Origin of the sequence: Streptomyces viridosporus T7A (assembly GCF_008704515.1) — a bacterium.
GTDB classification, from domain to species: Bacteria; Actinomycetota; Actinomycetes; order Streptomycetales; family Streptomycetaceae; genus Streptomyces; species Streptomyces viridosporus.
The window spans coordinates 3,621,832-3,637,207 of record NZ_CP023700.1 but is presented as its reverse complement, the minus strand read 5'-3'; the positions used below and the strand labels follow the sequence as shown (position 1 = coordinate 3,637,207).

At 73.6% G+C, this 15,376-nt stretch carries 8 protein-coding genes; 5 read left to right on the top strand and 3 right to left on the bottom strand.

From position 1 onward, the window contains the following. Positions 1 to 7 precede the first annotated feature (7 nt). Complete coding sequence (locus CP969_RS16720) at positions 8 to 2,623, top strand: SUKH-4 family immunity protein (RefSeq protein ID WP_150474940.1); 2,616 nt, start codon at positions 8 to 10, stop codon at positions 2,621 to 2,623. A 207-nt stretch (positions 2,624 to 2,830) separates the two neighbouring features. Beyond that, complete coding sequence (locus CP969_RS16715) at positions 2,831 to 3,715, top strand: hypothetical protein (protein WP_039831099.1); 885 nt, start codon at positions 2,831 to 2,833, stop codon at positions 3,713 to 3,715. Positions 3,716 to 3,759: 44 nt separating this feature from the next. Here the strand turns inward: CP969_RS16715 and CP969_RS16710 are convergent, their stop codons facing one another. The 3 genes from CP969_RS16710 to CP969_RS16700 form a co-directional block, all read right to left on the bottom strand. Further along, positions 3,760 to 5,376, bottom strand: coding sequence for a sodium/solute symporter (locus CP969_RS16710; protein WP_004987051.1), 1,617 nt, complete (start codon positions 5,374 to 5,376; stop codon positions 3,760 to 3,762). Continuing rightward, a complete protein-coding gene (locus tag CP969_RS16705; protein ID WP_016825917.1) occupies positions 5,373 to 5,876 on the bottom strand; it encodes a DUF485 domain-containing protein in 504 nt (167 codons plus the stop codon). Before CP969_RS16705 ends, CP969_RS16710 begins: the two co-directional genes overlap by 4 nt. A gap of 278 nt (positions 5,877 to 6,154) precedes the next feature. After that, a complete protein-coding gene (locus CP969_RS16700; protein WP_016825918.1) occupies positions 6,155 to 7,648 on the bottom strand; it encodes an MFS transporter in 1,494 nt (497 codons plus the stop codon). A 462-nt stretch (positions 7,649 to 8,110) separates the two neighbouring features. Between CP969_RS16700 and CP969_RS16695 the strand changes: the two genes are divergently transcribed. The 3 genes from CP969_RS16695 (at position 8,111) to mfd (ending at position 15,288) form a co-directional block, all read left to right on the top strand. Next, a complete protein-coding gene (locus tag CP969_RS16695) occupies positions 8,111 to 8,899 on the top strand; it encodes an ABC transporter ATP-binding protein (RefSeq protein WP_004987059.1) in 789 nt (262 codons plus the stop codon). Next, the gene (locus CP969_RS16690) at positions 8,896 to 11,475 is read left to right on the top strand and encodes an ABC transporter permease (RefSeq protein WP_016825920.1); all 2,580 of its coding nucleotides are present in this window, start codon (positions 8,896 to 8,898) and stop codon (positions 11,473 to 11,475) included. The genes CP969_RS16695 and CP969_RS16690 overlap by 4 nt, the downstream gene beginning before the upstream one ends. 255 nt (positions 11,476 to 11,730) lie before the next feature. Beyond that, the gene (gene mfd, locus CP969_RS16685) at positions 11,731 to 15,288 is read left to right on the top strand and encodes a transcription-repair coupling factor (protein ID WP_016825921.1); all 3,558 of its coding nucleotides are present in this window, start codon (positions 11,731 to 11,733) and stop codon (positions 15,286 to 15,288) included. Positions 15,289 to 15,376 lie beyond the last annotated feature (88 nt).

Here is a 15,376-nt window from a genome sequence, read left to right as displayed (position 1 = left end):
GGTAGCGATGGTGACGTTCGCGCAGGCGCAGGAGCGCGCGGAGGAGTGGGTCAACGGGGACGTGCCGTCGTACCAGCACCGTGAGGTGCGGGTACGGGAGTTCGACCTCGGGTTCGTGGTGTGGGCGGAGGACCGCGCGGACGGGCCCCGGTCGGACGGGGGCGCCCAGCGGCTGGTGATCGCCCGGGACAGTGGCGAGGCGACGCTGTGGCCGGCGCTGCCGGTGGGTGAGGTGATCCGCCGGTACGAGGAGGAGTACGGCCGTGACGACGCGGCGCCCGAGCCGGTGCCGGCGCCCGCGGCGCGGGTGGACCTGAACCAGACGTCGTTCCTGTTGAGTCCGCCGGAGTGGCTGCAGGAGGCGGCGGACCGGCTGGGGATCCCGGACCGGCGGGAGGAGGGCGCGGGTACGGCGGCACCGTCCGGCCCGTCCGGCCCGTCCGGCCCGTCCGGCCCGTCTGGTTCGTCCAGTCCCTCTGGTTCATCCGGTTCGTCCGGTCCTTCCGGGTCGTCGGGTGCCCCGGGGACGGAGTCCGGTTCGACCGCCCCGCCCCTCCCTTCCGCCCCTCCCGTCCCTGCTTCCGCTGCCGGTTCCGGGACTCCGGCGCCGGGTGTGCCCGCGGGGCCGGGGAGCGGGGCGGCGTGGCCCGCCGCCGGGGGAGGCGACTCCTCGGCGGACACCGGGGCGACGCCGTGGACCGGTACGGACACCAACGCCGACGCCGGTGAGGACCGCTCCGTGCCGCTGCCGGAGACCGTGTTCGCGCCGCCGCTGAGCGAGTCCGGCGACGACACCCCGCCGCCCGCGGCGACGCCGGACGCCAAGACGGCGCTGATGTCGGGCGGCAGCCGGCTTCCGTCGACCGCTGTCGCGCCGGCGCTCCCGGATCCCGGCGCGTCGGTGCCGCCCGGTGGTTCGCGGGGGGCGGGGGTGCCGGGCACGCCGCCCGCCGGTGTGCCGCAGGGCAGTACGCCGCCTCCGGGTGCTCCGGGTGCTCCGGGTGCTCCGGGCGCGCCCGAGCGGCCGCTCGCGGCGCACGCCGGGGACATCGCCGACGCCGTGACCAGCAAGGCGACACCGCCGCCGCGCCGTGGCTCGGGCCCGACGACGCCCCCTCCGCCCCCGCCGCCGCCCGGTGCTCCGGGCGCTCCGGCGGGTGGCGGGTACGTACCGACGCAGGCGGTGTCGGCGCTCGGCCCCGACGGCCCGCAGCCGCCGGCTGCCGCGACGCCGCCGCCTCCCCCGGGTGCCCCGAACGCGCCCGGCGGTACGCCGCCCGGTGGTGCCCCGCACGCCGCGACGGTGCTCGCCGACCCCGGTGGGTCGGGGCCGGGCGTGCCGCCGCCCCCGGGTCCGCCCGGCGCCCCGGCTGCTCCCGGGGCTCCCGGTGCTCCCCGGGGGCCGCGGCCTCCCGGTGCCCCGCAGCCTCCCGGTGCCCCGGGGGGTGCGTCCGGCCCGGTGCACCACGCGGAGACGGTGCTGGCCGCGCCCCCGGTGAGCGGTCCCGGTGCTCCTCCGCCGCCGCGGGCCCCGGGGGTTCCGGGCCCGCCTCCGCCGCCGGCCCCTCCCGGTGTGCCCGGGATGCCGCCCGGTGCGCCCGTGCCCGGGCGGCCGCCGGCGTACGGGTATCCGCCGCAGCCGGCCGGTCTGCCGACCGTCGGCCCCGGTTACCAGGCCGTGCTGCGCTACCGGGCCCAGGACGGTTCCGAGCAGCAGCTGATCCGGCGTTCGGCGCCGGGCACGCCGCACCCGGAGTGGCAGATCTTCCACGAGCTGCGGGCCATGAACGTGCCGCAGCACCAGGTGCTGGAGCTGCACACCGAGCTGGAGTCGTGCGAGCTGCCGGGGGCGTACTGCGCGCGGATGATCCGGGAGCAGTGGCCGCAGGCGCGGATCACGAGCATCGCGCCGTACGGCACGGACCAGGCGAGCCGGCAGCAGGGCATGCAGCAACTGCTGGCCCACCAGGGCGAGTTGCACCAGGTGGCGGACGGTCCGGCGCGTCCGGCCCCGGTGCGCGCGCCGTTGCCGCCGGTGTCGCCGGCGCCGCCGGTCCCGCCGGAGGGCGTCGCCCAGGAACTGGCGGGGGCGTTCGGGCCGGGGGTGTTCCGGTTCGAGCAGGCGGCGGTGTCGCGGCAGGGGGTGCCGCCGGTCGTGGCGCACACGCTGGTGGTGGCCGGACTGCCGCTGGACATGGGTCCGTTCTTCTGGGCGCAGGCCCAGCCGGGCCGTCCGGTGCCGACGCTGGCGGAGCTGGCGGTCGAGCGGGGCGTGCAGCCGGCCTCGGACGCGGGCTCGTACCTGGTGATGGGCAGCGACTTCGGCAAGGCGATCTGCGTGCAGTACGGCACGGCGCACATCGTGGCGGTGCCGGTGGAGGCGGGGCCGGGCGGGGCGCCCGTTCCGCCGCAGTTCGTGAACACCGGTCTGCCGGAGTTCGCGCGCTGCCTGGCGCTGCTGGGCCGGATGTGGCGGCTGCGGTACGGGCTGAACCAGGAGCAGGCGGGCCGCTGGACCGTGGACTTCCAGGCCCAGTTGGCGGCGCTGGACCCGGCGGCGCTGGGTTCGCCGGAGAGTTGGTGGTCGGTGCTGCTGGAGCAGATGTGGGACGGCCTGCTGTGAGCCGCCGCTGACTCCACGTCCGGCGTGGAAAGGAGCCGGGCCCGGTCGTACGACGACCGGGCCCGGCTTTTGCGTGCCCTCCTCGCGGAGTGTCGCGTTATGAACAGTTCAGCGCGATCCATCAAGATGTGCGCGAATCATCCCATTACGTGCTCGGTCGTCGTGCTGGGCTTCGGGTCCGTCCGTCCGGTGAAGAGGGGTTCCAGGATGAGCAGCGCATCGGTGTCGTCGCAGGGCTTCGAGGTCGTGCGGGGGCGTGGCTACCGTCCCCTGCAGGTGATCGCGTATGTCGATGCCCTCTGCGCGGATCGCGACGCCGCCTGGGAGCGGGCGGCGCGGCTCACCGTGCTGGCCCGTGAGATGGAGGAGGAGCTGGAGCGGCTGCGGGAGCGGGTGGCGGGGCTGGCCCCGCAGACGTACGAGTCGCTCGGGGAGAGCGCGCGGCGGCTGTTCGAGCTGGTCCAGGCGGAGGCGGCGGCCGTGCGGGAGGAGGCCCGCCGGGAGGAGCAGCGGATCGGGGACCTGGCGCGGGAGGAGGCGGCCGGTGTGCGGGAGGCCGCGCAGGCGTACGCCGACACGGTGCGCGCCGACGCCGACGAGGCCGCCCGGCAGCGGCTGGTCGAGGCCCGTGCCGAGGCCGACGGGATCCGGGTCGCGGCCCGTGCCGAGGTGAAGGAGCGGCGCGCGGAGACCCTGGAGGCGGTGCGGGAGATGCGCGGGCGTGCCTCGGGGATGCTGGCCGAGCGGACCCGGGAGCAGCAGGAGCGGCTGGCCGAGGTCGAGCGGGAGGAGGCCGAACGGGTGGCCGCCCTGGAGGCCCGGCACGCGGAGGAGGTGGAGCGGGCCGAGGGCGTGCTGGCCGAGGCGAAGAAGGTCTTCGCCGAGGCGGAGGAGTCGTCCCGGCGCCGCCAGGAGGAGGCGGAGGAGGAGGCGGCCCAGGTGCTCGCCCGGGCGCGGGTGCGCGAGGAGGGCATCGTGCGGGAGACCGAGCGGGTGCTGCGCGAGCACGAGGCGAGGCGGGAGGAGGTCCAGGCGCACATGGACCACGTGTGCGCCAGCCTCAGCGCGCTGACGGGGCGGGTGGTGGAGTGAGGGTGGGGGTGCCGGGGCGCTCCCGGGGGGAGGCCCCGGCGCCCTTACGGCCTCCTTCGTGCCGCCCCGGCGAGGATCCAGCCCTCCACCGCCTCGTACTGCCGCCGTTGTTCCTCCGCCCCGGCCCGGCCGGAGGCCACCGTGCCGAGCCAGCCGCAGGCGAAGCCGGCGGGGATGGAGAGCAGCCCGGTGGTGGTGAAGGGGAACCAGTTGAAGTCGGCGTCCGGGAAGGCGGAGACGGGGGAGCCGGAGACCAGGTTGGTGCCCGGCATCAGCAGCAGCACGGCGAGGGAGCCGCCGATGAGGGTGGCGAGCAGGCCGGTCCGGGTGTAGCGGCGCCAGAAGAGGCTGTAGACGAGGGCGGGCGCGATGGCGGAGGCGCCGAGGCAGAACGACAGGGTGACCAGGGGTTGCAGGCTGTGGTGCTGCACCAGGGTGGCGAGCAGGATCGCGGGGACGCCCACCGCGAGTGCGGAGAGGCGGGCCAGGGTCATCTCGCGGCGGGGTGACATCTCCTGGACGCGGGCCGCGAAGACGTCGTGGGCGAGGGAGTTGGCGCAGGCCAGGATCATGCCGGCGACCGAGGCCAGGACGGTGAGGAAGATCGCCGTGGTGACGGTGGTGAAGAGGAGGGTCTCGGCCGCGGTCACCTCCGGGCCGAACGCGGCCAGGGAGCCGAGGAGGTAGGCGGTGTTGCCGCGCGGATCGGCCTCGGCGATCGCGGCCCGCCCGACGAGCGCGGTCGCGCCGAAGCCGACGACGGTGATGACGAGGACGAACAGGGCCACGCCGGACACCGCCCAGGACATCGAGCGGCGCACCTGGCGGGCGCTGGAAGCGGTGTACATGCGCATGGTGACGTGGGGGAGGCAGGCGCCGCCGAGGACGACCGTGAGGTGCGAGCTGATCATGTCGAGGCCGGGGCTGGCGCCGCCGGTGAACTGCAGGCCGGAGGCGAGGAAGGCGGAGCCGACCCCGCTGTTGCCGGCGGCCGCGTCGAAGAGGGCACCCGGGTTCCAGTCGAACCGGTGCAGGACGAGGGCGGCGACGACGAGGCCGGAGCCGAGCAGCAGCACGATCTTCAGGATCTGGATGAGGGCGGTGCCCTTCATGCCGCCGATCGCCGCGTAACTGATCATCAGCGCGCCCACCCCGACGATGCAGCCCGTCTGCAGGGTCTCCCCGGAGAAGCCCAGGATGAACGCCATCAGCTGTCCGGTGCCGGCGAGTTGCACCAGCATCATCGGCAGCAGCGCGGCGAGGGTGACGGCGCACGCGGCGATCCGTGCCCCGCGTCCCTGCGGCATGCGCCGGGTCAGCGCGTCGCCCATGGTGAACCGGCCCGCGTTGCGCAGGGGTTCGGCCAGCAGGAACATCAGCAGCATCAGGGACAGGGCGGTGCTCAGGGCGAGGACGATCCCGTCGTACCCGAACAGCGCGATGACGCCGCCGGTGCCGAGGACGGTGGCGGCGGAGATGTAGTCGCCGGCGATGGCCAGGCCGTTGCGGAAGGGGGACAGCGAGCCGTAGCCGGTGTAGAACTCGTCGAGGTCGTCGTGGTCGGGGCCGGTCATCACGCACAGCAGCAGCGTGACGGTGGCGACGGCGGAGAAGCCGACGAGGGACATGGCCTGCGCGTTCCCGCTGAATTCCGGGGTCATCGCGCGGCCTCCCGTCGGGCGTCCAGCGCGGCCTGCCGGCGGATGAGGGCCGCGAGGGGGTCGACGCGGCGGCGGGCGGTGCCTTCGTACAGTGCGACCGCCAGCCAGGTGACGGGTACTTGGAGCAGGGCGAGCAGCAGGCCGGTGGGGACGCCGTCGGTGACGGTGCCGGTCATGAAGGAGGGTGCGAACGCCGACAGGACCAGGAAGAGGACGAAGTACCCGAGTGCGGTGAGGGTGGCGGTGCGGCGCTGCCACCGGTAGGCGCTGCGCAGGCGGCGGAGGTCGCCGTGGTGGCCGAGCGAGGGGTGGAGGGGGGCCCGCCGGGGTGCCGGTGCGGGCGGGGCCGGGGGGTGCCAGGGGTGGGGGGCGCGGGAGGGCGCGGGGGCGGGGAACGCGTCGCGGGCGGGCGGCGCGGAGGTGCGGGGGTGCGGGTTCCGGTGCGGTGGCGGGTTCCACGGGGACGGGTTCCACGGGGGTGGGGACGGCTCGTAGGACATCCCGTGCTCCTTGCAGGCTCGGGTCCGTGCGGGGACGGCAGGGAGGGGGGTGGGGGAGCGGACCCCGCACGCTACTCCCGCGTATCGGGGTGCGCTGCGTTTTGGCCAAACTGATTGGTCGGTAAGCGTTTACTCGGCTGACCTGGGGTGTTACCCGCGTTAACTCAGACTTTTGACGGCCCCGGGGTCTTTCGGGCGCTCCCGGGGGCGTGGGGGCGCGCGGCGGGGTTCGGCTCGCGTCCGCCGTGGCCGGGGGTGTCCGCCCTCGCCGGGTCCGCTCAGTCCTTGAGCACCGGGAACCTGCGGGGCGCGAGCACCAGCAGCACCAGGAACGCCAGGGTCGCCGCGCAGCCCGCGCCCAGGTAGACCGCGTGCACGGCGTCGGCGACGGCCCGGCGGGTCGCCTCCGGGACGGCGCCGCCGTCGAGGGCGCCGGTCACCGCGTCCAGGTCGCCCGCGTCGCCGAGCCGGGCGGCCAGGACGCCGTTGGCGACGGCGCCGAACAGTGCCGCGCCGACGGTCTGGCCGGTCTGGCGGCAGAACAGGATCGATGCCGTCGCCGTGCCCCGTTCCTCCCAGCCCACCGTGGCCTGGACGCCGACGATCAGCGGGAGTTGGAAGAGGCCGAGGGCCGCGCCGAGCAGCAGCATCAGCAGGGTGGGCTGCCAAGCCCGGCCCGGATAGGGGAGGAGGGGGAACGCGAACAGGATCAGCGCGGCCGTGCCGATGCCGAGCATCGCGGTGTTGCGGAAGCCGATGCGGCGGTAGACGTGCTGGCTGAGGGCCGCCGAGACGGGCCAGGTCAGCGTCCACACGGAGAGCACGAACCCGGCGGCCACGGGGGCGAGGCCGAGGACCGTCTGGGCGTAGGTGGGCAGGAACACGGCCGGGGCCACCATCACCAACCCCAGTGCGCCCAGGGCGAGATTGACCGCGGCGATGGTGCGCCGCCGCCACACCCAGCCGGGGATGATGGGCTGCGCCGCCCGGCGTTCCACGACGACCGCGGCCCCCAGCAGCGCGAGCCCCGTACCGAGCAGGGCCAGCGAGGGCGCCGACAGCCAGTCCCAGGCCACGCCGCCCTGCACCAGCGCCGTGAGGAGGGCGCCGCCGCACGCGAACACGGTGAACGCGCCCGCCCAGTCCACCCGCGGGCGGGGACGCGCCTCCCCCCGGTGCTCGTGGAGGTGGCGGACGATCAGCCACAGCGCGACCGCCCCGACGGGCAGGTTCACCAGGAAGATCCAGCGCCAGTCGGCGTAGGAGGCGAGGAGGCCGCCGATGCCGGGGCCGGCGACCGCGGAGACCGCCCAGACCGTGGAGAGGCGGGCCTGGATCCTGGGGCGCTGCTCGAGCGGGTACAGGTCGGCGGCGAGGGTCTGCACCGTGCCCTGGAGGGCGCCGCCGCCCAGGCCCTGCACGACGCGGAAGGCGATGAGCGCGGCCATGTTCCAGGCCAGCGCGCACAGCAGCGAGCCCAGCAGGAACAGCACCGCGCCCACGACGAGGACCGGTTTGCGGCCGAAGGTGTCGGACAGCTTGCCGTAGACGGGGAGGGTGACGGTGACGGCCAGCAGGTAGCCGGAGAACAGCCAGGAGAAGTAGGAGAAGCCGCCGAGGTCGCCGACGATCTGCGGGACGGCGGTGGAGACGACGGTGGAGTCGAGGGCGGCCAGGGCCATCGCGAGCATCAGGGCGGCGGCGACGGCCCCGCGGCGGTCGGTCCGGGTCTCCCGTGCGGTGTCCTGTGTCACCGGTCCGGCGCCGTCCACCCGGAACCCCCTCCTCGCGACCGTCTGCCCCTTGCAACCATCTGCGCCGGACAGCTTCGCACTTGACCCTGACGCGGCGGGAGGGTGGAGCCTGGAGCGAGCCGGCGGACGGAGCCCGAAGCGGGCCGGTGGACGGAACCGACCCTGAGAAGGGCTTCGCTCGCCGGAGGAGGGCCCCTAGGGGTACCTCCGTACTACGGATCGGGGAGGGGTCGTACCGGCGGAGGACGAGGCGGGCGGGAGCCGTCCTTAACCTGGTTTTACGCCGCTGGGGGGCGGTGGGGCACACCGGCGGGGGTGGGGTTTTCCTCAGGGAAAGACTGCGCTGCGCACCAGGGCGCGACGCCTTCCCCGCCGCCAGACTGAACACGTCGTACCGCAGTGCGCGAAGCGGCCGTCGAGCACGACGGCGGTCGCCGGAGCCTCTTCTTCTCATTTTCTGACCGACATAGGAGACTTACCGTGACATCGGCTGTGACCATTCCCAGGCACGGGGGTACTGGAGGGCGTACGGCCGTTGCCGCGCGGGCCCGGCAGGTCGTGAAGGCGTACGGGTCCGGGGAGACCCGGGTCGTCGCCCTCGACCACGTCGACGTGGACATCGACCGCGGCCGGTTCACCGCGATCATGGGCCCCTCGGGGTCCGGCAAGTCCACGCTGATGCACTGCCTGGCCGGGCTCGACACCGTGACCAGCGGTCAGATCCACCTGGACGAGACCGAGATCACCGGCCTGAAGGACAAGAAGCTCACCCAGCTGCGCCGGGACCGGATCGGGTTCATCTTCCAGGCGTTCAACCTGCTGCCGACGCTGAACGCGCTCGAGAACATCACGCTGCCCATGGACATCGCCGGCCGCAGGCCGGACAAGGCGTGGCTGGACCGGGTGGTGGAGACCGTCGGGCTCGCCGGGCGGCTGAAGCACCGGCCGACCCAGCTGTCCGGCGGCCAGCAGCAGCGGGTCGCGGTGGCGCGGGCGCTGGCGGCCCGGCCGGAGATCATCTTCGGTGACGAGCCGACCGGGAACCTCGACTCGCGCGCGGGCGCCGAGGTGCTGGGCTTCCTGCGCCGTTCGGTGGACGAGCTGGGCCAGACCATCGTGATGGTCACCCACGACCCGGTCGCCGCCTCCTACGCGGACCGGGTGCTGTACCTCGCCGACGGCCGCATCGTCGACGAGATGCACCAGCCGACCGCCGAGCAGGTGCTGGACCGCATGAAGGACTTCGACGCCCGGGGGCGCACGTCATGACCGTCCTGAAGACCTCGATGCGCAACTTCCTCGCGCACAAGGGGCGGATGGCGCTGTCGGCGGTGGCGGTGCTGCTGTCGGTGGCGTTCGTGTGCGGGACCCTGGTGTTCACGGACACCATGAACACGACGTTCGACAAGCTGTTCGCGGCCACCTCCTCGGACGTCACGGTGAGCGCCGAGGGCGCCTCCGACAGCGGTGAGACCACCTCCGGCAACGGCAAGCCGCCGGTGATGCCGGCCTCCGTGCTCGCCGAGGTGCGGAAGGTGGAGGGGGTGGAGTCGGCCGAGGGCTCGGTGTTCTCCACCTCGGTGACCGTCGTCGACGCCGACAAGGACAGCCTCTCGCCCACCAGCGGCGCCCCGACCATCGTCGGCAACTGGAACGACCTCGACGCCCGCACCATGGAGATCACCTCCGGTGCCGCGCCCGAGGGCCCGGACCAGATCATGGTGGACGCCGACACCGCCGACCGGCACGGCCTGGGACTCGGTGACGAGATCGGCGTGATCAACGCCGTCGGCACGCACCTCGCGAAGATCTCCGGCATCGCCGACTTCACCGTCACCAACCCCGGTGCGGCGATCTTCTACCTGGACACCAAGACCGCGCAGCGGGCCCTGGTCGGCGAGAGCGACGTCTACACCAACATCCACGTCACCGCCGCGGCCGGCGTCAGCGACGCGCAGGTGAAGAAGAACGTCCTGGCCGAGCTCGGCGGCGACTACAAGGTGCAGACCGCCGCGGAGACCGCGGAGGCCAACCAGAAGGACGTCGAGAGCTTCATGAGCGTCATGAAGTACGCGATGCTCGGCTTCGCCGGGATCGCCTTCCTCGTCGGCATCTTCCTGATCATCAACACCTTCTCCATGCTGGTCGCCCAGCGCACCCGCGAGATCGGACTGATGCGCGCCATCGGCTCCTCCCGCGGGCAGGTCAACCGCTCGGTGCTGATCGAGGCGCTGCTGCTCGGCGTGGTCGGCTCGGTGCTCGGCGCCGGCGCGGGCGTCGGGCTCGCGGTCGGGCTGATGAAGCTCATGGGCCTGATGGGCATGGAGCTGTCCACGGACGACCTCACGGTCGCCTGGACGACTCCGGCGCTCGGTCTGGTGCTGGGCGTCGTGGTCACCGTGCTGGCCGCCTACCTGCCGGCGCGGCGGGCCGGGAAGATCTCCCCGATGGCCGCGCTGCGTGACGCCGGGACCCCGGCGGACGGCAGGGCCGGCCGGATACGGGGCGCCGTCGGCCTGGTCCTCACCGGCACCGGTGGCTTCGCCCTGTACCTGGCGGGGACCGCGGACAAGGCCACGGAAGGCTCCCTGTGGCTGGGCCTGGGCGTGGTGCTGTCCCTGATCGGCTTCGTCGTCGTCGGCCCGGTGCTGGCGAGCGGCGTGGTCCGGGTCCTCGGCGCGGTCCTGCTGCGGGCCTTCGGACCGGTGGGGCGGATGGCCGAGCGCAACGCCCTGCGCAACCCGCGCCGCACCGGCGCGACCGGCGCCGCGCTGATGATCGGGCTCGCGCTGGTGGCGTGCCTGTCGGTGGTCGGCTCCTCCATGGTCGCCTCGGCCACCGAGGAGCTCGACAAGACGGTCGGCACCGACTTCATCATCCAGAACGACGGGGGCCAGCCGATCACCCCGCAGGCCGTCGAGGCCGTGAAGGCGACGCGGGAGCTGGAGCGGGTCACCGAGTACAAGTGGACCGAGGCCGACTTCACCACGCCCGACGGCAGGACGCTGAAGAACACCGCGATCACGGCGGCCGACCCGACGTACGCGACCGACCTGCGGGTCGAGACGGTCGCCGGGGAGCTCTCCGACGCCTACCGGCCCGACTCGATGTCCGTCCACGAGGACTTCGCGAAGGACCACGGCATCGAGATCGGCTCGAAGGTCGAGGTCGCGTTCAAGGACGGCTCGACGGGCGCGCTGACGGTCCGGGCGATCACCAGCAGCGAGGCCGTCGTCGACGCCGGCGCGATGTACACGTCCATCGACACCCTGGCCACGTACGTCCCGGCCGACCGGATGCCGTTGACCCAGCTGCTCTTCGCCGCGGCGAAGGACGGGCAGCAGGAGAGCGCGTACCGGGCGCTGAAGGACGCGCTGCACGACTACCCGCAGTACACCGTGCGCGACCAGACCGACTACAAGCAGGCGCTGAAGGACCAGATCGGCCAGCTGCTGAACATGATCTACGGTCTGCTGGCCCTGGCGATCGTGGTCGCGGTCCTCGGCGTGGTGAACACCCTGGCCCTGTCGGTGGTGGAACGCACCCGGGAGATCGGCCTGATGCGGGCCATCGGCCTCTCGCGCCGGCAGCTGCGCCGCATGATCCGCATGGAGTCGGTGGTGATCGCCCTCTTCGGCGCCCTGCTGGGCCTCGGACTGGGCATGGGCTGGGGCGCCACCGCGCAGCAGCTGCTCGCCCTGGAGGGCCTGAAGGTCCTCGACGTCCCGTGGCCGACGATCATCGGTGTGTTCATCGGCTCGGCGTTCGTGGGCCTGTTCGCGGCCCTGGTCCCGGCGTTCCGCGCGGGCCGGATGAACGTCCTGAACGCCATCGCGACCGAGTAACCACCGCACACGGGGGGTGCGGGGGAGCGCCCGGCGCCGGAAGCCCAGGAGGGCTCCCGGCGCCGGGTACGTCCGCGTCCGCCCGGGTACCCGCACGGGTGGCCCCGGTACGGGGCCGTGGCGGCGCCGTCCGCGGGCCGGGCGCGGTGCACGGGCCCGTTCCCCGGTGGCGCGGCGTCGTACGCTGGACACCCCCGGCCCGCAGTGCGCGTCGGGCCCGTCGTGTTGCACACCCCCGGACGGAAAGCGCCCCGAATGAGCCTGCACGGTCTGCTCGACGCCGTCGTCAAGGACACCGCCCTCGCGGAAGCGATCTCGGCGGCTTCCGACGGCCACCGCATGCACGTCGACCTGGTCGGCCCGCCCGCGGCCCGCCCCTTCGCGGTCGCCGCCCTGGCCCGGGAGACGGGCCGCCCCGTCCTGGCGGTGACGGCGACGGGACGCGAGGCGGAGGACCTGGCCGCGGCGCTGCGCTCCCTGCTCCCGCCGGAGGGGGTCGTGGAGTACCCGTCCTGGGAGACGCTGCCGCACGAGCGGCTCAGCCCCCGCAGCGACACCGTCGGCCGCCGTCTGGCCGTGCTGCGCCGCCTGGCCCACCCCCGCTTGGACGACCCGGAGACCGGCCCGGTCTCCGTCGTCGTGGCGCCCGTGCGTTCCGTGCTCCAGCCGCAGGTCAAGGGGCTGGGCGACCTGGAGCCCGTCTCCTTGCGGACCGGGCAGAGCGCCGACCTGGAGGAGGTCGTCGAGGCGCTCGCCGCCGCCGCGTACGCGCGGGTGGAGCTGGTCGAGAAGCGCGGCGAGTTCGCGGTGCGCGGCGGCATCCTCGACGTGTTCCCGCCCACCGAGGAACACCCGCTGCGCATCGAGTTCTGGGGCGACGACGTCGAGGAGATCCGCTACTTCAAGGTCGCCGACCAGCGGTCCCTGGAGGTCGCCGAGCACGGCCTGTGGGCGCCGCCGTGCCGCGAGCTGCTGCTCACCGAGGACGTCCGCGCCCGTGCGCGTGCCCTCGCCGAGGAGCACCCCGAGCTCGGCGACCTGCTCGGCAGGATCGCCGAGGGGATCGCCGTGGAGGGCATGGAGTCCCTCGCACCGGTCCTGGTGGACGAGATGGAGCTGCTGCTCGACGTGCTGCCCGAGGGCGCCATGGCCCTCGTCTGCGACCCGGAGCGGGTGCGGACGCGGGCCGCCGACCTGGTGGCGACGAGCCAGGAGTTCCTGCAGGCGTCCTGGGCGGCCACCGCGATGTCCGGCGCGGACCAGGCGCCCATCGACGTCGGCGCGGCCTCCCTGTGGTCCCTCGCGGACGTCCGGGAGCGGGCCCGCGAGCTGGGCATGATGTGGTGGTCGGTGTCGCCGTTCGCCGCCGACGAGGAACTGGACGCGGACACCCTCAAGCTCGGCATGCACGCCCCCGAGACCTACCGCGGGGACACCGCCAGGGCCCTCGCCGACACCAAGGGCTGGCTCGCCGACGGCTGGCGCACGGTGTTCGTCACCGAGGGCCACGGCCCGGCCTCGCGCACGGTGGAGGTGCTGGGCGGCGAGGGCATCGCGGCCCGCCTGGCCGCCGACGGCGGGAGGACGGGCGACCTCGGCGAGATCACCCCGTCCGTCGTGCACGTCGCCTGCGGCTGCATCGACCACGGTTTCGTCGATCCGGTGCTCAGGCTCGCCGTGCTCACCGAGACCGACCTGACCGGGCAGAAGGCGGCCGGCCGCGAGGGCGCCCGGATGCCGGCCCGGCGCCGCAAGACCATCGACCCGCTCACCCTGGAGGCGGGCGACCACATCGTCCACGAGCAGCACGGCGTGGGCCGCTACATCGAGATGGTGCAGCGCACCGTGCAGGGCGCGACCCGCGAGTACCTGGTGGTGGAGTACGCCCCCGCCAAGCGCGGCCAGCCCGGCGACCGCCTCTACATCCCCACCGACCAGCTGGAGCAGATCACCAAGTACGTCGGCGGCGAGGCCCCCACCCTGCACCGCCTGGGCGGCGCCGACTGGACCAAGACCAAGGCGCGGGCGAAGAAGGCCGTCAAGGAGATCGCCGCCGACCTGATCAAGCTGTACAGCGCGCGGATGGCGGCGCCCGGCCACGCCTTCGGCGCCGACACCCCCTGGCAGCGCGAGCTGGAGGACGCCTTCCCCTACGCGGAGACGCCCGACCAGCTCACCACCATCGCCGAGGTCAAGGAGGACATGGAGAAGTCGGTCCCCATGGACCGTCTGATCTGCGGCGACGTCGGCTACGGCAAGACCGAGATCGCGGTGCGGGCCGCCTTCAAGGCCGTCCAGGACGGCAAGCAGGTCGCCGTCCTGGTCCCCACGACGCTGCTGGTGCAGCAGCACTTCGGCACGTTCGGCGACCGGTACGCGCAGTTCCCGGTCACCGTGCGGGCGCTGTCCCGCTTCCAGACCGACACCGAGGCCAAGGCGGTCCTGGAGGGGCTGCGGGAAGGCTCGGTGGACGTCGTCATCGGCACCCACCGGCTGTTCTCCTCGGAGACCAAGTTCAAGGACCTGGGTCTGGTCATCGTCGACGAGGAGCAGCGCTTCGGCGTCGAGCACAAGGAGCAGCTGAAGAAGCTGCGCGCCAACGTCGACGTGCTCACCATGTCCGCCACCCCGATCCCGCGCACCCTGGAGATGGCGGTCACCGGCATCCGCGAGATGTCGACGATCACCACCCCGCCGGAGGAGCGCCACCCGGTGCTCACCTTCGTCGGCCCCTACGAGGAGAAGCAGATCGGCGCCGCCATCCGCCGCGAACTGCTGCGCGAGGGCCAGGTCTTCTACATCCACAACCGCGTGGAGTCGATCGACCGCGCGGCGGCCCGGCTGCGCGACATCGTGCCCGAGGCGCGCATCGCCACCGCCCACGGCCAGATGTCGGAGTCGGCGCTGGAGCAGGTCGTCGTCGACTTCTGGGAGAAGAAGTTCGACGTGCTGGTGTCGACGACGATCGTCGAGTCCGGCATCGACATCTCCAACGCCAACACCCTGATCGTGGAACGCGGCGACACCTTCGGCCTGTCCCAGCTGCACCAGCTGCGCGGCCGGGTGGGACGAGGGCGGGAGCGCGGCTACGCCTACTTCCTGTACCCGCCGGAGAAGCCGCTGACCGAGACCGCGCACGAACGGCTCGCGACCATCGCCCAGCACACGGAGATGGGCGCGGGCATGTACGTGGCGATGAAGGACCTGGAGATCCGCGGCGCCGGGAACCTCCTGGGCGGCGAGCAGTCCGGCCACATCGCGGGCGTCGGCTTCGACCTGTACGTGCGGATGGTGGGCGAGGCGGTCGCGGACTACCGGCGGCAGCTGGAGACCGGCGGGATCGAGGAGGAGCCGCCGCTCGAGGTCAAGATCGAACTGCCCGTCGACGCGCACGTCCCGCACGACTACGCGCCCGGCGAACGGCTCCGCCTCCAGGCGTACCGGTCGATCGCCTCCGCCAACACGGAGGAGGACGTCAAGGCCGTGCGCGAGGAACTCGCCGACCGCTACGGCAAGTTGCCCGAGCCGGTGGAGAACCTGCTGCTGGTGGCGGGTCTGCGGATGCTCGCCCGGGCGTGCGGCGTCGGCGAGGTCGTCCTGCAGGGCAACAACGTCCGCTTCGCCCCGGTGGAGTTGCGCGAGTCCCAGGAGCTGCGCCTCAAGCGCCTCTACCCCGGCTCGGTCGTCAAGCCGGCCGCCCACCAGGTGCTGGTGCCGCGCCCCAAGACCGCGAAGGTGGGCGGCAAGCCGCTGGTCGGACGCGAACTGCTCGGCTGGGTCGGGGAGTTCCTGACGTCGGTCCTGGGGTCGTAGGCGGCGCCGCGCACCGGCGCGGCACGGCGTGCGAAGCCGTCCACGGGAGGAACCCGCGGACGGCTTCCGCGGTGGAAGTGTTCCGCGG

What these genes read in the sequence shown, in the direction of transcription:
- CP969_RS16720 (WP_150474940.1), top strand. Translation starts at nt 8, where the DNA reads ATGGTGACGTTCGCGCAGGCGCAGGAGCGCGCGGAGGAGTGGGTCAAC.
- CP969_RS16715 (WP_039831099.1), top strand. Translation starts at nt 2,831, where the DNA reads ATGAGCAGCGCATCGGTGTCGTCGCAGGGCTTCGAGGTCGTGCGGGGG.
- CP969_RS16710 (WP_004987051.1), bottom strand. Translation starts at nt 5,376, where the DNA reads ATGACCCCGGAATTCAGCGGGAACGCGCAGGCCATGTCCCTCGTCGGC.
- CP969_RS16705 (WP_016825917.1), bottom strand. Translation starts at nt 5,876, where the DNA reads ATGTCCTACGAGCCGTCCCCACCCCCGTGGAACCCGTCCCCGTGGAAC.
- CP969_RS16690 (WP_016825920.1), top strand. Translation starts at nt 8,896, where the DNA reads ATGACCGTCCTGAAGACCTCGATGCGCAACTTCCTCGCGCACAAGGGG.
- mfd (WP_016825921.1), top strand. Translation starts at nt 11,731, where the DNA reads ATGAGCCTGCACGGTCTGCTCGACGCCGTCGTCAAGGACACCGCCCTC.